The organism is Dyadobacter sp. CY351, from assembly GCF_021502625.1.
Classification (GTDB): domain Bacteria; phylum Bacteroidota; class Bacteroidia; order Cytophagales; family Spirosomataceae; genus Dyadobacter; species Dyadobacter chenhuakuii.
This window is the reverse complement of the sequence record NZ_JAKFFU010000002.1, coordinates 91,430-111,528: the sequence shown is the minus strand read 5'-3', so window position 1 is coordinate 111,528 and position 20,099 is coordinate 91,430. Positions and strand designations below refer to the sequence as shown.

Below are 20,099 nucleotides of genomic sequence, written 5' to 3'. Positions count from 1 at the left end.
GGTGAGCTTAATGCTTGTTGGGATAAAATTAAGAAGAGAAGTTCTTTATCCAATGCGCAAACATGATTTCCTGCGTCGGCAATTCCAGACTGGCGATGCCCAGTTCAACCTTTTTTTCGCCAATGCGCTCTACCCGGAGCTCCATTAATGCCTGGTCATATTTTTTAGAAAACTCAGGATGCGCCTGTATCCCCAACATGCGCTCGCCCACGCGGAACATGGCATGCGGGCAGTCGGGCGTTTCGGCCATTAATGTAGCATCAGGCGGTAATTGTACCACCTGATCCTGGCACATCATCAGCAAATTGAATGCATCTGTAAACGGCTGCATCCAGCTTTCCCGGGCGGTGAGCTGGAAACGATGCACGCCCACACACCAGCCAACCGACGATTTTTCCACTTTGCCGCCTAATGCCTCTCCCAACATCTGATGCCCGAAACAGACACCAATAAATGTTTTTTGGGACTGATAAATGTCCACTACAAAGTTTTTTAACCGGGTAATCCAATCTTCCTGATCATAAACCGAACTTTTGGAACCAGTGCAAATGTAGATGTCACACTCCTCGACGGACACGGGAAAGTGACCATTGCAGACATCATAGAAATGAAATTCCCACTCCGGTGCCACATTTGAAAACAGGGCCGGAAACATGTCCCGGTAATCGCCCGCTATGTGCCGCAGCTCTTCCCGCACGTGATCGCATTCGAGTAAGCCAACTTTCACCGCCATTATGCGTTAATTTTCAAATGAAATGATTTTGGTCGGGTCAATGCTTCATAACCGACCGTGGAAAGCGTGCAGCCTCTGCCAGAGTTCTTTACACCGGTCCATGCCAGGGCAGGATCTAAATAATCGCAGCGGTTCATGAACCAGGTTCCGGTTTCCACTTGCTCACCTATTGCCAGCGCGGCTTCTACATCCGATGTCCAGATGGAAGCAGTGAGCCCGTACTGGCTGTCATTCATCAAACTGATAGCCTCTTCATCACTTTCCACAGGCATAATGCCCACCACCGGCGCGAATGTTTCCTCGGTCATCACATTCATGTTATGGTTCACATTAACAAGCACTTGTGGTGCAAAATAAGGCGTCCCGGACTGGTGTGCAGGGAAGAGTTCCGGATCGATCAATGCCGTAGCACCTTGCGAAATAGCTTCATTTATCTGCTTTTGCGCAAATTCAGCTGCCGCCGTGCGGACCATCGGGCCGAGCGTTGTTCCGGTGTTTGTAGGATCTCCCAAAGTGTAAGTTTTGGTCAATGCTGCAAAGTCCGTAACAAACTGATCATAAACGTCCTTATGCACATAAATCCGCTCAATTCCGCAGCATGACTGTCCTGAATTAAAAAATGACCCATCGACCAGATTTTCAACCGCATCCGCTAGATTGGCATCCGCACGCACGTAAGCAGGATCTTTACCGCCCAATTCCAGTCCGCCAATGATAAAACGCTCATTAATCGCCCTCTGAACTGCATGTCCGCCTTCCACCGAGCCTGTAAATGCCACGTAATCAATCCGCGTATCCACAATCACCCGGGCCACCTGTTCATGATTTAAATGCAGATATTGAAATACACCCTCAGGCAAACCAGCATATTCGAAAGCCGCGGCATAGCGCTCGGCACACAATGGTGTTTGCTGCGCATGCTTCAAAATAACCGCATTACCAGCCATAATCGCCGGAATCACGGAATTCACGGAAGTCAGATAAGGATAATTCCACGGCGCAACCACGAAAACAACGCCCAATGGATCCCTCCGGATAAACCTTTTAAACCCGGAAATTTCTTCCACTTCCACATCGGCCAGCGCTTTCGGTGCAATGGAAATCATATAATTAGCGCGTTCCTGAAATCCTTTTCTGATCTCATTGGCTGTATAGCGGATGGGCCGGCCCATTTGCCAGGTCAGTTCCAATCCAATTTCATCTGCATTATTCAGGAAATATTCCACCGCTTTCCGGCAGATCGCTTCCCGTTCATCCAGCGAAGTTTTTCGCCATTCTTTTTGTGCAGCAACGGCCTTAGCCAATGCTGTTTCAACTTCCTGCGGCTCTGCTAAGGTGCGTTCCACATATACGGAGCCGTCAATCGGGCTTATCGTTTTTTGAGTTGCCATGATCAGAGGGGCGTTACATAGGCAGAAGTGATCCCGCCGTCAACCAGAAAATCCGTTCCTGTTACAAATGAGGATTCATCGGAAGCTAAGAACAATGCGGCATAAGCCATTTCTTTCGCCTCGCCGAAACGGCCCATGGGAATGTGGACCAGCCTGCGTTGTTTTTTCTCTTCGGTATTTAAAAATTTCATCAGCAACTCCGTGCGCAGCGGACCGGGACACAATGCATTGACGCGGATATTTTCACGCGCATGAATAATGGCCAGCTCGCGCGTCAACGCCAAAACAGCTCCTTTACTAGCCGTATAAGCAACCTGCGGTGTAGCAGCACCTAATATTGCGACGAAAGAGGCAGTGTTGATTATCGAACCGCCGCCTGCGCGCTGCAATGCAGGAATGCCGTATTTACAGCCTAAAAACACCCCTTTTGCATTGATATTCATCGTCAGGTCCCAGATGGACTCGTCGGTTGTCATCGCATTGTCATCGTCGCTGTGCATAATGCCCGCGTTGTTGAAAATGATGTTGAGCTTGCCGAATTTTTCTTCCGCGAATGCAACGGCGGCCTCATTATCAGCGGCTTTGGAAACGTCCGAATGCAGGAAAAACGCCTCGCCTCCGTTAGCAACGATCTCATCGGCAGTTTCCTGTCCGGCCGCAACATTGACGTCGGTAACAACGACTTTTGCACCTTCTTTGGCAAACAAAAGTGCAGTTTCACGCCCGATTCCGCCACTTCCGCCGGTTATCAGCGCAACTTTATTTTCTAAACGCATGGATTTTATGGGGTTAATATGGATAGTAATTGAGTTATATCTGTTCAAAATACCGCTTTCTTTCCCAGTCCGTCACGGACGTGTCGTACGCCCTTTGCTCGGATCTGAAAAAATGGCTGTAATGCTCGACGACTTCTTTGCCAAATGTATTTTTAGCAAATTCACTGTTTTCAAATAATGTTGTAGCTTCTGCGAGCGTATAAGGAACGCGTGGCAAATGGGCGGCGGCATAAATGTCCCCGATAAAACATTCCGGCGGCTCTATTTTGTTTTTGATCCCATCCAGACCCGAAGCTAATGATGCTGCAAAAGCCAGATACGGATTACAATCCGCTCCCGGGATGCGGCATTCAATGCGCAAGCTGGCGCCGCTTCCTACTACACGGAAGCCTGCCGTCCGGTTGTCGTAACTCCATGCAAGGCGTGTGGGTGCCCAGGAACCATCTACAAAACGCTTGTATGAATTGATCGTAGGCGCATAAAACGGCATCACATCCGGCACATGCTGGATCCAGCCCCCCAAAAACCAGCGAAAAATATCAGAACCTTTCACCGGCCCGAATTCCTGATCGCCTGCAAATGCATTCTGGCCATCTTTCCACAAACTCATGTGGATATGGCTGCTGGAACCGGCCTGGTCGGATTGAAACTTGGCCATGAATGTCACAGACAGGCCCATGGCGTCCGCCACTTCTTTCAAACATTGCTTGTAAACCACATGGTTATCGGCCATAGGAAGCACTTCTGCATACTTTACATTCAATTCATGCTGCCCCAGCCCCCATTCACCTTTTGAAGTTTCAATTTCAATGCCCGAATTTTTCAAATGCCGCCTTACTGCGGAAGTATATTTTTCATTACGCGTTCCTTGCATAATGTGGTAGTCTTCAAGATAATAGCCTGCCGGTGTCAGGTTTTGATAATTTTGCTGGAATGCTTGTTTATAGCTGTTTTCCAACAGATAATATTCAAGTTCAGAGGCTGCAAAGCATTGTAAACCATCTGATTGCAATATTTCCAGCTGTTTTTTCAAAATCGATCTTGGACCGATTGACTCCAATGCATGCAATTTCTCATTATGCAGGTCACAAATTACCAATGCCGTCTTGTCCAGCCAATCCGCGATCCGCAATGTTGCGAGATCGGGCACGAGGTGAAAATCACCATAACCAAGCTCCCAATTGGCATATTTATAACCTGGAACCGGATCCATGGCCATGTCCGTGGTGAGCAGATAATTACATCCGTGCGTGCCTGATTTAATCACCGAATCGAGGAAATAATCGGCGTCCACACGCTTGCCCATCAGGCGGCCGTAATGGTCCGTGAAAGCGACAACGATGGTTTCTATCAACCCTTCCCCGATCTTAGCTGTAAGTTCTTCTTGCGTAAGGAATCCTCTTTTACTCATTGGAAAGGGCTAATTTTTTGAAATTGATATCAACGCAACTTGTCTATTTTGGTATTTAGCGGAAACTTCAAAACCACTTTTTTCCCCGATGCTTTTTCCAAAACCGGGGTCAGTATTTTGCGGGCATTGATCTGGGTCTGTTCCAAGATTCCCATATCAAGAGCCGATCGCTGGATTTGCTTTTCCGCCTGTTTGTATGCTTCCTGAACTAGCTTGGCTTCTTCATTGAAAGCATATTCTGTATTGTAAACCCTTGATTTACTATGGTCTATCTTAAAAACACAAAGTTCCGGCTCAGGCATATTCACAACAAGTGTTTCCGCTTCGGATGTAATGTCGGCAATTTCAACTTTGGTCAGATCAATACAGCCGATCGCCTCGCCCTGGACGATTAGTATAGCCTTCGCATTGGGCAGCCACATTTTTGTAATCTGCTGTTCAACAACGTCTTTAAAATTATATTTTACCAATTCCAACTTACCCATTGTCGTTATTTCCTCCAAAACCAGCGCGTGCGTCGTCTCGGATTTATCCTGGCTGCCCAGCCAGTCCGGCACCCAGTTACCCGCCCTGAAATTACTCCATATCGATTGAAGCCCGGCCAGCAAAAGGATCAACACAAGCAAACGCACTATCCAACGCATATCATTCTGTTTTAATTAATAATCCGCTCCTCCTCGTTCAAACGCGCCATCCGCTGCGCAATGATACTCGCCGCAATTAGTTGCAAAGCATGATAAATCATGATCGGAAGCAACATTAACCCTGCCTGAGCGCCTGGAAAAAGCACTTTGGACATTACTGCGCCCTGCACCAGGGATTTTTTGGAACCGCAGAATACGGCCGTGATCCTATCATCATGGTTGAAATGTAACAGGTTGCTGATGAATGTGAGCAGGAAATAAATCCCGAAAAACAGCGACAGCATTCCTATCCCTAAAAATACAATTTCTTTTAGTCCCAGCGAACTAAACAAATGCTCCCCGAACGATTCGCAAAAAGAGGTGTAAACGATAAGCAAAATCGAAAACTGATCGAAATAGCGGATGTATTTTTTATATCGCTCCGCAAAATGGCCCCACCTTTTATTCAATGCAATGCCTGCACAAACTGGTAATAATACTTGTAAAGACAACTTTCCGACTACTGAAAGCAGATCAAAATGCCCGGGACCGGCGTGCCCTGTGCCCGCATCCATCACCAGCCCCATCCATAATGGTGTAAGAAAAACGCCGATCAGGCTCGAAATGCTAGCATTGAATATGGCCGCCGGAATATTGCCTTTTGCGATGGACACCATAACAACGGACGACGACACCGTGGAAGGAAGCGCCGTCAGAAAGAATATCGCCAGCCATAATGTCTGGCTGTCATCCGATTTGAAAAGGGGCCGGAAAGCCAGGGCAAGCAATGGAAAAAGGACAAACGTGGATAAATGCACCATTACATGCAACTTCCAGTTGACCAGGCCCGCACGCAGTTTTTCAGGACTTAACCTTAACCCGTAAAAAAAGAAAATGACGGAAACGGCAATGGTAGAGATCTCTGAAAGCGGCAGCGGACTGTCCTTCATGCCTGGGTATGGCCAGAGCCAGGCCAGCAGGATCATGCTTAGCAAAGCAAGCATAAAGCCGTCCAAACCTGCTTTTTTGGCTGTATCAAATATTTTACTCATCGGTTCCCAATATAGGTCGTTTCCTATAGAAGGCGAAAAGTTTAATCTAAAATTCCTTTCAGGACGAAATATTTTACCTTAAAAGCAGATCGACGGCAGCCAGATTAAACGAGCCGGATTATGGCGACGAGGTCCGGCTGTAATGCGCGCAGGCTTTTCTTAGGTTTCCTGGACTGCTTTTTCCGTCTGCCCCACCAGATAATCGTTCCGGTTACGGGCAGGCTGGCACAAATTAGGCTGGCCAGAAAAACAATGATCTTGCCCGGAAGCCCTAAAATAGCCCCTACGTGAATGTCATAATTCATTCTCCGCAATGTATTTGCAAAGTCGGCATCCTTAAAACGGCCTGAATAAGGGCCGGTCATTTTTATTTTTTTAAGGGAATACTGGTCAAAATAATTGTAATCAACATTATAGTAAGTCCCAGCCCTGAAATTCACGAAAGAGAAGATCGATTCTGATTTGGTATGCGGAATCGAAACATTGATCCCCTCATTAACCGGATATTCCTTTTTCAATGCAAGCCATGCCTTGTCGACAGCTGTAATAGGCGTAAACGCACCGGTTAGCAATGTTGAATCCGAAGCTGGAAGGTAATATTCGTCCGAGCCCTTACCGCCCGTTGCCGTATAAAGTCCCTGGGAAAACCATTTAAAACCCCAAACCAGCCCCGTAAAGCCCAATAGGAAGCCGATTGACAAAACATAAAAACCGAAAACGTTGTGCAGATCGTAATTTTTCCGCCTCCACGCAGCATTCCATTTGATTGAGAAGCGCTGTTTTGCTGCCGATTTATTTTTGGGCCACCAAAGCACAAGTCCGCTGATCAACATCACAAGGAAAACCAATGTCGCCGACGCCACAACGGGCTGGCCGATGGTCGGCGGCAACCATAAATAATAATGTCCGTGTAAGATAAAGTGGAAAAAATCGCCTTCTTCGTTCCAGACGTGCTGCACTTCGGCCGTGTAAGGATTCACATAGACGACATAATAATATTCAGGATTCGCATTGTAAAAGCCCACTTCTGCATTGCGCGTCGGGACGCCGTATAGCACGCCGTTTGCCTTTTTGCCGGGAAGCATTTTTTCAGCGCTTGCCTGTAAAACCGATGGAGGCAGCACTTTGGCATTTACCGGCGGCTCTACAAACATGTAAGGTTGTGTAAAGCTTTTTATTTCGTGCTCAAAAGCCAGGATACAACCCGTTATGGCTACTACAAACACGATAATCCCGGACGTCAGGCCAAGGTAAAGATGTAATTTCCCGATCAGTTTCTTCATTGACGCAATGTTCCTATCACTATTTAGACTCAATCAAATTACTAATGTAGTGCGAACATTTTAAAAAACAAGAAATCCCGGTCGATCAGGACCAGGATTTCTTGTTTTTCAGTCAAATTGATACTTGTAAATGCCGGTAACCTCAGTGCCTGGCGGCATGTCGATGATTGGCTTTAAGATGCCGTCGTGCATTCCATAAACCCAACCATGTAAATGCAAAGACTGGTTTTTCTTCCACGCCCGTTGTACAATGTCGGTTTTGGCAAGATTTTTCACCTGCTGGATCACATTCAGCTCAACGAGCCTGTCAAAACGCTTGCCTTGATCGTCGATGGCCTCCAATTCAGTTTCATGCTTGTCGTATACATCTTTAATGTTGCACAACCATTTGTTGATTAACCCAAAATCATTGTTTGTCATAGCAGCTCTCACGCCGCCACATTGGTAATGTCCAACGACCAGAATGTGCTTGACATGCAGCACTTCAACCGCATATTGCAGCACGCTCAGCATATTCATATCCGTATGCACGACCAGGTTGGCCACATTGCGGTGCACAAACATTTCACCAGGCCGCGAGCCCGTAAGGTCTTCCGCCGGAACGCGGCTGTCGGCACACCCGATCCATAAAAAATCGGGCTTTTGATCTTTGGCAAGAATCTCGAAATAAGATTCATCCACGCCTAACTGCTCGGCAGCCCAGGTCTTATTGAAGTCAAGCAGCCTTTGATATTGTTCCATATATATTTTGAGTAGTGTTACAGCTTGTGAAAGCGCTGCAAAATAAGAATATGCTTTCACATTCATTGAAATCCAAGCATCCTTTTAGCAGAAAAAAAATCGTAATTTTGCGCTCTTAAAATCCCGTTTGGTGTTATTAATACATTGTTTTTACATTAGAAAGCTAATAGTCGAGCGCTAACAGCTAACAGCACATATGAAATACAACGAGTATAAAAACCTGAGTTATCCGCAGATTGGAGACGAAGTCCTGAAATTCTGGAAAGACAAAAAGATATTTGAAGCGTCGGTTGAAACACGCGAAGGTGCACCTTCATTTACATTCTTCGAAGGCCCGCCTTCCGCGAATGGAACACCTGGTATTCACCACGTTATGGCGCGCTCGATCAAGGATATCTTTTGCCGTTACAAGACATTGCAGGGTTTTCAGGTTAAAAGAAAAGGAGGCTGGGACACGCACGGACTACCTGTGGAATTGCAGGTTGAGAAAGAGCTGGGCATCATCAAAGATGACATTGGAAAGACGATTTCCGTTGAAGATTACAACGAAAAATGCCGCCAGACCGTCATGAAATTTACAGATCAATGGAATGACCTGACCGAAAAAATGGGTTACTGGGTTGATCTGGAAGATCCATATATTACTTACAAAAGCGAATACATTGAGAGCCTTTGGAACCTGCTTAAAAAGCTCTACGACAAAGGTTTGCTATACAAAGGTTACACGATCCAACCTTATTCACCAGCCGCAGGAACCGGACTTTCGTCTCATGAGCTGAACATGCCGGGGACGTACAAAGATGTTAAGGACACGACCATTGTGGCCATGTTTAAGACAAAGGGCGCAAAAGCCGCGGAAGTTTTCGCAGACTTTTCTGAGTCCGATATCCGCATCCTGGCCTGGACAACCACGCCCTGGACGCTTCCTGCCAACGCGGCATTGACAGTTGGCGGCAACATTACTTATGTTCTGGTAAAAACCTTTAACCCTTACACACATGCGCCCGTCGCAGTGGTTTTGGCAAAGGACCTCATCTCAAAATATTTCTCTGAAAAGGGCCGTGACGGTGACTTTGCAGGTTATGAAGCCAGTGACAAAAAGCTTTTGCCCTGGACTATCCTGACAGAATTGAAAGGAAAAGATCTGGAAGGCATTGAATACGAGCAACTAATGCCCTATGTGCAGCCTAAGGTTGAGCCGTCTGCGAAACCCGCATTCCGCGTCATTCTGGGCGACTTCGTTACGACCGAGGACGGAACGGGGGTTGTGCATACATCTCCGACATTCGGTGCGGATGACTTCCGGGTGTCGCAAGCCAATGGCATTCCGGCCATTATGGTGAAAGACGAGACCGGCAAAGATGTGCCCATTGTGGACCGCCAGGGGCGTTTTGTAAAAGAGATCACAGATTACGCAGGCCGCTTCGTTAAGCCTGAATATTATTCCGAAGAAGAACAAAATGATCCGGAATTCAGGGCAACGGATGTCCTCATAGCGATCAAGCTGAAAGAAGAAGGCAAGGCATTTAAAGTAGAAAAATACGAACACCCCTACCCGCATTGCTGGCGTACGGATAAGCCGGTCTTATATTATCCGCTGGACAGCTGGTTTATTAAAACCACAGCGATGAAAGACCGCCTGGTGGAGCTAAACAAAACCATCAACTGGAAGCCGGAAAGCACCGGAACGGGCCGCTTTGGCAATTGGCTGGAAAACCTGGTCGACTGGAACCTGTCCCGCTCCCGTTACTGGGGAACGCCCCTGCCGATCTGGCGCAACGAGCATGGTGAAGAAATCTGCATCGGCTCAATTGAAGAACTGAAAGATCAGCTGGAAGAAGCATTGCTTTCGGAAAACCTGACAAGAGAACAGGCTGCTAAAAATTCGGAATATTTATTAAAGCTGGAAAATGGCGATTACGACCTGCACAGGCCGTATGTGGATAACATTGTTTTGGTTTCGAAAAAGGGCCATATCATGCACCGCGAGCCGGATTTGATCGACGTCTGGTTTGATTCGGGCGCTATGCCTTACGCGCAATGGCATTATCCTTTTGAAAATAAAGAGATTTTCGAGCAAAGTTATCCGGCAGATTTCATCTCCGAAGGCGTGGATCAAACGCGCGGCTGGTTCTTTACCCTGCACGCCATCGCCGGGATGTTGTTTGATTCTGTTGCATTCAAGAATGTCGTTTCTACCGGTTTGGTTTTAGATAAAAATGGCAACAAAATGTCCAAGCGTCTTGGCAATGCGGTTGACCCATTTGCTACCCTATCCAAATTCGGTCCTGATGCTACGCGCTGGTATATGATCACCAATGCCGAACCCTGGGATAACCTTAAATTCAACATTGAAGGCATTGGTGAAGTGCAGCGTAAGTTTTTCGGAACACTTGTAAACACTTACAATTTCTTCGCATTATATGCCAATCTGGACGGTTATGAATTCCATGAGACCGTTTCTGTGCCCATTGAAAAACGCACGGAACTGGATCGCTGGATCTTATCAAAGCTGAATACATTGGTGAAGGAAGTTGGTGAGCAATTTGATGATTACAACCCGACCAAGGCCGGAAGACTTGTTCAGGATTTTGTGACCGATCAGCTTTCCAACTGGTATATCCGTCTCAACCGCCGCCGTTTCTGGAACCCCTCGCAGGATTCCGGTGAAGGTCTTACGGAAGACAAACAAGCCGCATACGAGACTTTGCAGCATTGCCTGGTTACCGTTTCGCAGCTCATGTCGCCGATTGCTCCGTTTTTTGGAGAATGGTTATATAAAAACCTGACAGACGGCGACCGCGCCGCTTCGATTGCTAATAACACCGGCCATCAATACGAATCTGTGCATTTGACTTACTGGCCTAAGATCGAAGCAGAATATGTTGATCTGGACCTGGAAGCCGCCATGGAACAAGCGCAAACGATCAGTTCACTGGTCCACTCCATCCGTAAGGGGCATAAGATCAAAGTACGCCAGCCGCTTTCCAAGATTTTGATCCCTGTGCTGAATGATAATACAAAACGTCAGATTGAGCAGGTTAAGTCCATTATTTTGTCGGAGGTTAATGTCAAGAACATTGAATTCGTGCATGATGACAGCGGTATATTGATCAAGAAGATCAAACCAAACTTCAAGACATTAGGACCGAAATTCGGCCCGAAGATGAAGGAAGTGGCAGCAGCAATCTCCTCAATGGACGAAGCAGCTATCAAGGAAATCGAGAAAAATGGCTCGATAACCTTAAACGGCGCATCATCACCCATCGAAATTGCCCTTACCGACGTAGAAATCCACGCTGAGGACGTCCCAGGCTGGTTGGTAGCGAGCGAAGGCGGTCTGACAGTAGCGCTGGACGTTACGATCACAGACGAACTGCGTCTCGAAGGCATAGCACGTGACTTCGTCAACCGCGTTCAAAACCTGCGGAAAGACAGTGGTTTCGATGTAACAGATAAAATAAAAATCACATTACAGGATAACGACCGCCTGCTGGCCAGCGCCGTAACCGCCAACAAAGATTACATCTGCCAGGAAGTGCAAGCCCTGGAACTGAACATCATCAACGACCTCAACGGCGAAGCCAACGAGATTGAAATGGATGAGTTTTTGTTGAAAGTGAAGATTGAGGTTGTGTCGTAATGCAGCAATACAAAGCGTATCTGACCGAAAGTAACGCAGAAAACACCCGCTTCCAGTTCCAAAGTACCGGGAAGCGAGGTGTTTTCGAAAAGGTGATACTTTTTACGCCTTTGACATTTGATATCTTCAACTTATCACTTGTTGACTATGATGCAGCAAAGGGAAATTATAACGACATTTCCGTAACGGATAATGGAGATATGCCGGAAGTTCTTGTTACAGTAATTTCCACTATTCACCAATTTCTTGATTCTAATCCTGATAAAAGAATCTTTTTCGAAGGCAGCACACCAACCAGAACGCGACTTTATCAAATTGCCATTTCAAAAATTTATCATCCCGAAAGTTCGGATCTGTTAATCAGCGGTTTTAAGGACGGGCAATGGTTTGCATTTGAACCGAATATTAATTTTGAAGGTTTTTTAATAGAGAAAAAGTTCTAACTTTATCAAAAGAGCTTCCTGAATATGAAAGTGCTAGATAAGAAGTCAGGTAAAACCGACAATATAAGTTACAATCCGCAACTGGATAACCTACCGATACCTCAAATTGTATTGGATAAAACGGAACGTGCCCGGGAGACCCTTAAAAAATATCCGTTTCCTGGACACATGCGGGAAAAATAGTCATGCAGCTAGCCAACGCAACAGCTATAATAACAGGCGGCGCCTCCGGGCTTGGGGAAGCAACGGCGCGTTTGTTTGTTGCATCGGGTGCTAATGTTGTTGTGCTTGATTTGAATGTTGTTGCAGGGGAAAAGCTTCAAGCTGAATTTCCTGATAAAATGAGATTTATTAAAGCTGATGTTTCCAGTGAAAGCGATGTGCAAAAAGCCGTTGATCTCACGTTGGAAACATTTGGTTTTATAAGCATTGTTGTCAACTGCGCTGGAATTGCCCCTGCCCGAAAAATCATTGGCAAAGCAGATGGGATATATGGCCCGCATTCCTTCGATCTTTTTGAAAAAACCATTAAAACAAACCTGATCGGCACATTCAATGTAATGCGATTGGCAGCGTTTGCGATGGATAAGAATGTGCCTAATGAAGAAGGTGAGCGCGGCGTGATCATTAATACGGCATCTGTTGCTGCCTATGACGGCCAGATGGGGCAAGTCGCCTACGCTGCCAGTAAAGGCGGCATTGTGAGTATGACTTTGCCTGTTGCCCGCGACCTTGCAAAGTCAGGCATCCGGGTTATGGCCATCGCGCCGGGGCTTTTTGAGACGCCATTAATGCTAGGGCTGCCCGAAGAGGCGCGCGTTTCACTAGGGCAACAAATTCCATTTCCTTCCCGCTTAGGACGACCATCTGAATACGCATTGCTTGCAAAATCAATTGTTGAAAACCCCATGCTGAACGGAGAAGTAATCCGCTTGGATGGGGCGATTAGGATGAGCCCGAAATGAGAGAGCAGCTGACATTTCTTGAAGGAAAATCTATATGGCGCTGGTTGCTTTTGGCACTGCTGCTGACCAGCATTGTCTCACATCATTTCGCTGAGCCGAAATCCATTTACAGGATCGAGGAAGTCATTTCCAATGGATCCAGAGAAAGCCATCTTCGCAAAACCGGGACATTCTCGTATGCTTATAAAAGTACTGATAAGCAAAAGTGTTCCTCCAAAAGCGCTTTATTACAATTTGGACGCCTTCGCTTTTTTTCCAAATCACTGCAAATACATACAGCATTAGCAGTTTCGACTGCGCCCGACTTGCAGCCGATCATAATGAACGCGACCGGGCAGCATCTTAACGGCAGATCACAATCTTCCGAAGAACCATTCCCTTTCCATTCCTGAAACACAGCTGATTTTCATCAGTAGTAAATGCGCTCTTTCCTCAAAGGACTGAGCTGCTTTTCATTTATAATCAGACAATGGAATGGAAAATGTATTACCAGCCATCAAAAAGTGGCTCAAAAGGCTTGCTATGGCCTATATGCTTGGCTTTGCAAACGCAATAAATCAAGAAGTCAAAACTGTGGACGACACTTTCTTCAAAACGGAAGAAGTTCAGAAGGACAAGAAAGGATAAGCCTTAACTTAAACCATCCGAATCCCGATATCAGTGTAAATTTTAAATTCCTCTTTGTCTGCCGGCTGATCGGTTACGATCATGGATAACTGTTCAGCCGGACAGACATAATGTGCTTCCGCAGTGGCGAGTTTCTCCACGGATGCGAGCGCAATTACTTCTTTTGAACATTCAATCATTGCCCTTTTTACTTCACTTTCCTCATAATCCGGCCCGGTAACGCCCAGATGGGAGTGAATGCTGCATATCCCCAGCAGGCAAATGTCCGCGCGAAACTTTTTTATAAACTGAATGGTGTCGCTGCCAATGGTCACAAAGGAATTTTTCAACAGCCGTCCACCGGCAAACAGCACTTCAACATGCTCGTGTTCTTCGAGAATGGAAGCAATCGGGAAGCTGTTGGTAACAACCGTTAAACGAAGGTCTTTGGGCAACGACTTGGCGATCAGCAGCGCGGACGTACCGCCATCGAAAATGACAAGCTGACCATCTTTCAGGAAATTCAAAGCCTTTTTTGCGATGATCTGTTTTTGCTCGTTATCATACAAAACCCTGTCTTTAAAATGATGAGGGCCGGGTGAATGCGGCACAGCCCCGCCTCTGACCGATTTCAGAAGCCCTTGATCTGCAAGTTCTTTGATATCTCTCCGAACCGTATCTTCCGAAACATTCAGCAGCGCACTCAGCCCCGGCAGATACACTTTCTGCTCACTGTTTAGCTGATTTAATATGACATGAAACCGTTCCTCTTTTAACATTTTCGTTTCTGTTTTATGCAAAAATATAAAATTTATAGAAATAAAATTGCAAAATATTGCAGATAAAATTTACATTTGTTGCACAAAATTGCAACTATAAAGCATTGCTTATTATGAGAAAGTCGATTGCCATTGACATGGATAATGTCATCGTTGATATTGAAACAAACTGGATCAATTGGTACGAAAAGGAATTTGGTGTAAAAATCGAAAGGAAGGAATTGCTTGGAAAGCCCGAAGACGAAGCTTTTCCGGACCCTGCTGCTGCGCTAAGCCTGATCTATAAAACCGGCTTTTTTCGACATGCACCGATCATCGAGGGAGCACAGGAAGCGCTTCTAAAATTGCAGGAACATTACGATATTTTCATCGTATCAGCCGCAATGGAATTCCCGAATTCCCTCCCCGAAAAATATGATTGGCTCAACGAACATTTCCCTTTCATTTCCTGGAAAAACATTGTTTTCTGCGGCGACAAAAGAATTATCGATACCGATTATCTCATCGACGATCACTTGAAAAACCTGGATTTCTGCAAAGGCACCCCAATCCTCTTCACCGCAAGCCATAACGTAAACGTCACCAAACACAAGCGTGTCAACAACTGGAACGAGGCGTTGGCGTTGCTGGAAGTCGAATAGAAAAGTGACAGCATTCATTCAAATTTTTGTATTTTAGAATAATGTTTGTTCAAATACTGCAATACTTGAAGTTATGGTATCAATAAATATTTCGGTGGATCAACTCATTGAAGTGATCCACGGTATGGACGAAGTCGAAAAGATTCGCATTAAAAGTGCTTTGGAAGATGATTTTGTAATCTCAGACGAAGCAAAAGCCGAATTTTTGAATCGTAAGAAAGAATTCCTCGCCGGAAATATTTCTTCCAGACCATGGTCAGAAATACAGGCTCGCTATGAGTCAATATAGCATTGAAATTTTAAAACCGGCCGAAATTGAATTTGATGAGGCTTTCGAATACTATAATGAGCAGCTTCCAGGATTAGGAAGAAAGTTCTACGGCGAGGTTTCCAGATATTTGTCTTCCATTTCCGAGAACCCTTACAAGTTCGCTGCCAAATATGACAACGAACTTCACTTTGCAACATTAAAAATCTTTCCGTTTCTGATCGTATACTGGGTGGACGAGGCATTAAAAACAGTTTTCGTTGTCTCCATTTTCCATACGAGTCGTAATCCGAAAAAATTTCAGTTGTAAACCTTTACGCCGCCTGCTTCGCTCGTTCTTTCAATTGCAACAATTCATCCCGTAACCTTGCAGCTTCCAAAAAGTCTAGATCCTTCGCGGCTGTTTCCATTTTGCGCTGGGTTTCGGAAATTAGCTTTTGCAGGTCGTTTTTGCCCATGTACTGAACAATCGGATCGGCAGCGACGCGGACTTCGGTTGGCTCTACGTAAACTTTGCGGACTTTCGAATCGGCCACGGATGTTTGTTCCATGATCGCTTCTTTCGATTTGAGAATGGTTTTTGGCGTGATCCCATTTTCGGCATTGTATTCCAGCTGAATGCTCCTTCTCCTATTGGTTTCATCAATAGCGAGTTGCATGGACCCGGTCATGACATCCGCATACATGATTACTTTTCCACGGTCATTACGCGCGGCGCGGCCGATAGTCTGGATCATGGAGCGTGTATCCCGAAGAAATCCTTCCTTATCCGCATCCATAATCGCCACGAGTGAGACTTCTGGTAAATCCAATCCTTCGCGCAGCAGGTTAACGCCTACCAGTACATCAAAAATACCTAACCTTAATTCCCGCAGAATCTCCACACGGTCCAGCGTCTTCACTTCCGAGTGGATATAGCGACACTTTACGCCTACCCTTTCCAGATATTTGCTCAGCTCTTCCGCCATTCTTTTTGTGAGGGTCGTGATCAAAACGCGGTCGCCCATATTAATGCGCTTATGGACTTCTTCCAGCAGATCGTCGATCTGGTTCAGGCTTGGCCTTACTTCAATTTCAGGGTCCAGCAAGCCGGTTGGGCGGATAATTTGCTCTACGACAACACCTTCTGACTTACGCAGCTCGTAATCCGCCGGCGTTGCGCTCACGAAGATGGTTTGCGGCGTCATATCTTCGAATTCCTGGAATGTTAACGGCCTGTTGTCCATAGCAGATGGCAGCCGGAAACCATATTCCACGAGCTGCTCCTTACGCGAACGGTCACCTCCCCACATGGCGCGGATCTGCGGCATGGTAACGTGACTTTCGTCCACCACCATTAAGAAATCATCCGGGAAGTAATCGAGCAAACAGAATGGCCGTTGACCTGGTAAGCGGCGGTCAAAATAGCGGGAATAGTTCTCAATCCCAGAGCAGTAACCCAACTCCCGCATCATTTCCATATCAAATTCGGTGCGCTCCTTAACGCGCTCGGCTTCTGCCAATCTTCCTTCTTTGGTAAAGAAGTTAATTTGCTGAACAAGATCGTCCTGAATTTCCTTGATCGATTGCACCAGAACATCTCTTCCCGTCACAAAAAGGTTGGCGGGGAAGATTGCAATGGCACGTTCCGAAGATATTTTCTTACCTGTTTCCGGCTCAATGCGCTGGATCTCTTCTATTTCGTCTCCAAAGAAAATGATCCTGTAAGCAAAATCCGCATAACCCGGAAAAACGTCGACCGTGTCGCCTTTCACGCGGAATGTGCCGCGGTTGAATTCAAGCTCTGTGCGGCTGTAAAGTATTTCAACCAAACGGAACAGGAACTGGTTGCGGCTCACAATGTCGCCTAGTTTGGCGCTGACAATGCTTTTCTTGTATTCATTGGGATTACCTGCACCGTAAATGCAGGATACGGAAGCCACAACGATCACATCCCGACGGCCGCTCATCAGCGATGATACAGTATGAAGCCGCAACTTTTCAATCTCCTGATTGATTTGCAGGTCTTTTTCAATGTAAGTATTGGTGCTGGAAATGAACGCTTCCGGCTGGTAATAGTCGTAGTAGCTGATAAAATACTCCACTGCATTATTCGGGAAGAATTGTTTGAATTCCCCGTAAAGCTGTGCAGCAAGTGTTTTGTTATGACTTAAAACGAGTGTAGGCTTATTGACCTGCTTCACCACGTTGGCTATGGTAAATGTCTTACCTGAACCCGTTACACCCAAAAGCGTCTGGGCAGGTTCGCCGGCCTGAATGCCTTGCACGAGTTGTTCAATAGCCGCCGGCTGGTCACCCGTTGGCTGGTATTCTGAGGTTATTTCGAAGTCCATAGCGTATTGTAAGCATTCCAGAGATAACGCATTTCAAAGATAGATTAGTTTCTTTGAAATGCGTCCCGGATACTTCTACGCGTGTTCTGTCAGCACTTCCTGTGCATTTTCGACCGCTTTTTTCTCTTTCCAATGCTGCCAACCCAGGCCAAGCAACTTGGTCATGCTTTTATCGACGAATGTATGTCTTACAAGGTTCATACCGCCGCGTACTGCCGTGAAAATAGAGTTATTAGCCCTAAGTGCTAAGCTGAAACCGCCATCCACATAGCGAATGTAATGCCACCAAAGTGAAGGGATAAAGATCGTTTCACCATGCAGCAATGTTGTTTCATGGCCCACAGCGCCCTTTAATGCAGGGAATCTTTCGTAATCCGGGTTGATCGGGTCCACTTTGCTCATTACTGTAAATGGGTGGTGATACAACCTTCTGCTTTCTTCCGGCGAGAACAAAATGACTTGCTTGCGCGTCTGGAACTGCGTTAAAAACACATTGGAGCAGTCCATATCATAATGCAGGCTGGTAATAGAGCCCTGTCCACCGAAAAATACAAATTTGTATGACTTCAAAAACCCGTCCATAATGGTCGGAAAACGGATGTCATTGGCCAGTTCGGGCGCTTTCTTAAAGATATCAAAAAGGAAGATCCGGAGATCGGTAGGGCCGGCTTCAATAAGTTTCAGGTAATCGCCGAATTTCATTGTCTTCGCAATCTGAAAATATTTGTCCGCGTCGTGCATGTGGTTGTCAACCAGGGGGACGTCTATATTTCCGTGCGTTTCACGAAGCCACTCAAACGTCCACTTTTGCACTGCAGGCCAATCTTTTGCCAGATCTGTGAACACGACCGGGCGACTTGGTTTCAAATAATTTTCAATGAATTCTTCGCGGGTAAGTCCGCTGCGTTTCTCTATGGGCACTAATTTCATGACAGAAACTGAGTAAATGGTAAGCGACTATTGAAAAAACTAATGATAGAATTATTTTCTAACAACCTTTGAAAGTGAATAATTCTAAATTTATTCGAATCTTAGTTAGATCAAATGTATTAAAGAGATTTCAAAAATATAAATTTCTGAATTATTCCTTGAATGTGTGATCCGCTGTAAACCATTAGTAGAATGTTCATTTAACCCGTTGTAATGAAATATTTTACCATTCCACCCTCTCCTGCGCTAGCAAAATATGTGCGGTTTTTTTGGGTCCTCGAACATGAGATCGGATCAGGACAGCCTTACATTCACCGGACTATGGCCGATGGCTGCGCGGAAATGATATTTCATTATAAAGGGCGTTTTGATGAATTTGTGACTGCTGAAAAAACGGAGCCTTCCTTTTATTCAGGAATTCACGGGCAGTCGCAGACATTTCGGCGATTTGTGATTCATGAAGATTTCGGGATTTTCGGGGTTTACCTTTATCCATTTGCCATTCCGGTTTTGTTTGGAATGCCTTCTACGGAACTGACTGGGCAAATGCCCGATTTACATACATTTCTGGGTCAAAAAGCAAATGGCCTGGAAGAGCGGATGATGCTGGCAGCTGATCACAACGAGCGGGTCGCGATTATATCGACCTTTCTGGAATCGCTTCTTTCCAAAACAAAAAAATACGAACCGGCCGTCTTTTCAATCATTAATCAGGTTATCAAACATAACGGACTGACCAATGTGCAGGACCTTGCAGCCCAAAGCTTCCTATCGACCCGCCAGTTTGAAAGGAAATTCAAGGAATTCTCAGGTTTCAGTCCCAAATTATATTTACGGATTGCCCGCTTCCATGCTGCATTAGATGCCTATGGGGACAAAGATAAGTCGCTGACGGAGATTGCTTATGAATGCGGCTATTACGATCAGTCGCATTTTATTCATGACTTTAAAACATTCTCTGGCCAGCATCCACGCTTTTATTTTTCCGGCAGGTCCGAAGGGCAAGCCTACCGGGATGTATAATGTCGTGTTTTTCCAATTTTTAGCGATGGCGCTGCGGCTACATTTGCGTAAACTAAACAAATAAAAACTATGAGCACTGTAAAAATTCCAAATGGCCATCAGGCAATTATGCCTTATTTAATGTTAGATGGCGCCTCGAAATTCCTAGATTTTACGACCAAAGTCTTCAACGGCGTTGTCACGCAAACGCATTTTCAGGAAGACGACCCTAACCTGATCAAGCACAGCGAAGTAAGCATTAATGAGAGCACGATCATGTTTTGCGATAGCCGTGCAGAGTGGCCCGCGAAGCCTGCGAGTATGTTTGTATATGTTGAAAATGCCGACGACACCTATCAAAAAGCATTGGCAGAAGGCGGCAACTCCATTATGGAGCCGGCGGACCAGGATTATGGGCGCAGTTGCGGCGTTGAAGACCCTTGCGGTAATGTTTGGTGGATCACTTCTGTTCTTTAAAA

The 20,099-nt window shown here is 45.9% G+C and carries 21 protein-coding genes; 10 read left to right on the top strand and 11 right to left on the bottom strand.

Translation table 11 applies throughout. The features are described 5' to 3' along the window. Window positions 1–28: 28 nt before the first annotated feature. The 8 genes from L0660_RS02600 to can all read right to left on the bottom strand — a co-directional run bounded on the left by L0660_RS02600 (window position 29) and on the right by can (window position 8,010). Entirely contained in the window at window positions 29–733 is a 705-nt protein-coding gene (locus tag L0660_RS02600; protein WP_235157559.1) for a glutamine amidotransferase-related protein, read from the bottom strand. Further along, the gene (locus L0660_RS02595; protein ID WP_235157558.1) at window positions 733–2,124 is read right to left on the bottom strand and encodes an aldehyde dehydrogenase family protein; all 1,392 of its coding nucleotides are present in this window, start codon (window positions 2,122–2,124) and stop codon (window positions 733–735) included. Before L0660_RS02595 ends, L0660_RS02600 begins: the two co-directional genes overlap by 1 nt. A gap of 2 nt (window positions 2,125–2,126) precedes the next feature. Further along, window positions 2,127–2,900: a glucose 1-dehydrogenase gene (locus L0660_RS02590; protein WP_235157555.1), complete on the bottom strand. Its 774-nt coding sequence runs from the start codon at window positions 2,898–2,900 to the stop codon at window positions 2,127–2,129. Window positions 2,901–2,934: 34 nt separating this feature from the next. Continuing rightward, entirely contained in the window at window positions 2,935–4,311 is a 1,377-nt protein-coding gene (locus tag L0660_RS02585) for a glutamine synthetase family protein (protein WP_235157551.1), read from the bottom strand. A 29-nt stretch (window positions 4,312–4,340) separates the two neighbouring features. After that, on the bottom strand, window positions 4,341–4,955 hold the full coding sequence (locus L0660_RS02580) for a DUF4230 domain-containing protein (protein ID WP_235157547.1): 615 nt from the start codon (window positions 4,953–4,955) through the stop codon (window positions 4,341–4,343). A gap of 11 nt (window positions 4,956–4,966) precedes the next feature. Further along, window positions 4,967–5,986, bottom strand: a complete 1,020-nt coding sequence (locus L0660_RS02575; RefSeq protein WP_235157544.1) for a bile acid:sodium symporter family protein — start codon at window positions 5,984–5,986, stop codon at window positions 4,967–4,969. Between the two features lie 104 nt (window positions 5,987–6,090). Beyond that, window positions 6,091–7,269: a PepSY domain-containing protein gene (locus tag L0660_RS02570; protein WP_235157543.1), complete on the bottom strand. Its 1,179-nt coding sequence runs from the start codon at window positions 7,267–7,269 to the stop codon at window positions 6,091–6,093. 108 nt (window positions 7,270–7,377) lie between these two features. Continuing rightward, on the bottom strand, window positions 7,378–8,010 hold the full coding sequence (gene can / locus L0660_RS02565; RefSeq protein ID WP_026630650.1) for a carbonate dehydratase: 633 nt from the start codon (window positions 8,008–8,010) through the stop codon (window positions 7,378–7,380). 196 nt (window positions 8,011–8,206) lie between these two features. Between can and ileS the strand changes: the two genes are divergently transcribed. The 5 genes from ileS (at window position 8,207) to L0660_RS02540 (ending at window position 13,688) form a co-directional block, all read left to right on the top strand. Beyond that, entirely contained in the window at window positions 8,207–11,653 is a 3,447-nt protein-coding gene (gene ileS / locus L0660_RS02560) for an isoleucine--tRNA ligase (RefSeq protein ID WP_235157541.1), read from the top strand. Further along, window positions 11,653–12,096 (top strand): DUF6934 family protein, encoded by a 444-nt coding sequence (locus L0660_RS02555; RefSeq protein WP_235157537.1) that lies wholly within the window; start codon window positions 11,653–11,655, stop codon window positions 12,094–12,096. Before ileS ends, L0660_RS02555 begins: the two co-directional genes overlap by 1 nt. A 185-nt stretch (window positions 12,097–12,281) precedes the next feature. Then, window positions 12,282–13,061, top strand: a complete 780-nt coding sequence (locus L0660_RS02550) for a 3-hydroxyacyl-CoA dehydrogenase (protein ID WP_235157535.1) — start codon at window positions 12,282–12,284, stop codon at window positions 13,059–13,061. Next, window positions 13,058–13,453 (top strand): hypothetical protein, encoded by a 396-nt coding sequence (locus tag L0660_RS02545; protein ID WP_235157534.1) that lies wholly within the window; start codon window positions 13,058–13,060, stop codon window positions 13,451–13,453. The genes L0660_RS02550 and L0660_RS02545 overlap by 4 nt, the downstream gene beginning before the upstream one ends. Window positions 13,454–13,535: 82 nt before the next feature. Then, the gene (locus L0660_RS02540) at window positions 13,536–13,688 is read left to right on the top strand and encodes a hypothetical protein (protein WP_235157532.1); all 153 of its coding nucleotides are present in this window, start codon (window positions 13,536–13,538) and stop codon (window positions 13,686–13,688) included. Between the two features lie 8 nt (window positions 13,689–13,696). Here L0660_RS02540 and L0660_RS02535 read toward each other — a convergent pair whose 3' ends face one another. Continuing rightward, window positions 13,697–14,446, bottom strand: a complete 750-nt coding sequence (locus L0660_RS02535) for a DeoR/GlpR family DNA-binding transcription regulator (RefSeq protein ID WP_035361343.1) — start codon at window positions 14,444–14,446, stop codon at window positions 13,697–13,699. A 113-nt stretch (window positions 14,447–14,559) separates the two neighbouring features. On the opposite strand from L0660_RS02535, the gene L0660_RS02530 reads away from it, so the two are divergent. The 3 genes from L0660_RS02530 to L0660_RS02520 all read left to right on the top strand — a co-directional run bounded on the left by L0660_RS02530 (window position 14,560) and on the right by L0660_RS02520 (window position 15,665). Continuing rightward, the gene (locus tag L0660_RS02530; RefSeq protein ID WP_233795399.1) at window positions 14,560–15,087 is read left to right on the top strand and encodes a 5' nucleotidase, NT5C type; all 528 of its coding nucleotides are present in this window, start codon (window positions 14,560–14,562) and stop codon (window positions 15,085–15,087) included. Window positions 15,088–15,160: 73 nt separating this feature from the next. Continuing rightward, complete coding sequence (locus tag L0660_RS02525) at window positions 15,161–15,376, top strand: hypothetical protein (protein WP_235157531.1); 216 nt, start codon at window positions 15,161–15,163, stop codon at window positions 15,374–15,376. Next, window positions 15,363–15,665 carry a type II toxin-antitoxin system RelE/ParE family toxin gene (locus L0660_RS02520; RefSeq protein WP_233795397.1) on the top strand — a complete coding sequence of 101 codons (303 nt, stop codon included), beginning with the start codon at window positions 15,363–15,365 and terminating at the stop codon, window positions 15,663–15,665. The genes L0660_RS02525 and L0660_RS02520 overlap by 14 nt, the downstream gene beginning before the upstream one ends. Window positions 15,666–15,669: 4 nt before the next feature. On the opposite strand, the gene uvrB is transcribed toward L0660_RS02520, so the two are convergent. Both uvrB and L0660_RS02510 read right to left on the bottom strand, forming a co-directional pair. Next, window positions 15,670–17,688 (bottom strand): excinuclease ABC subunit UvrB, encoded by a 2,019-nt coding sequence (uvrB, locus tag L0660_RS02515; protein WP_233795396.1) that lies wholly within the window; start codon window positions 17,686–17,688, stop codon window positions 15,670–15,672. A 75-nt stretch (window positions 17,689–17,763) separates the two neighbouring features. Next, window positions 17,764–18,618, bottom strand: a complete 855-nt coding sequence (locus L0660_RS02510; RefSeq protein ID WP_026630642.1) for a cupin-like domain-containing protein — start codon at window positions 18,616–18,618, stop codon at window positions 17,764–17,766. Between the two features lie 213 nt (window positions 18,619–18,831). Between L0660_RS02510 and L0660_RS02505 the strand changes: the two genes are divergently transcribed. Next, on the top strand, window positions 18,832–19,641 hold the full coding sequence (locus tag L0660_RS02505; RefSeq protein WP_235157528.1) for a helix-turn-helix domain-containing protein: 810 nt from the start codon (window positions 18,832–18,834) through the stop codon (window positions 19,639–19,641). Window positions 19,642–19,710: 69 nt separating this feature from the next. Then, window positions 19,711–20,097: a glyoxalase/bleomycin resistance/extradiol dioxygenase family protein gene (locus tag L0660_RS02500; protein ID WP_235157527.1), complete on the top strand. Its 387-nt coding sequence runs from the start codon at window positions 19,711–19,713 to the stop codon at window positions 20,095–20,097. Window positions 20,098–20,099: the final 2 nt, after the last annotated feature.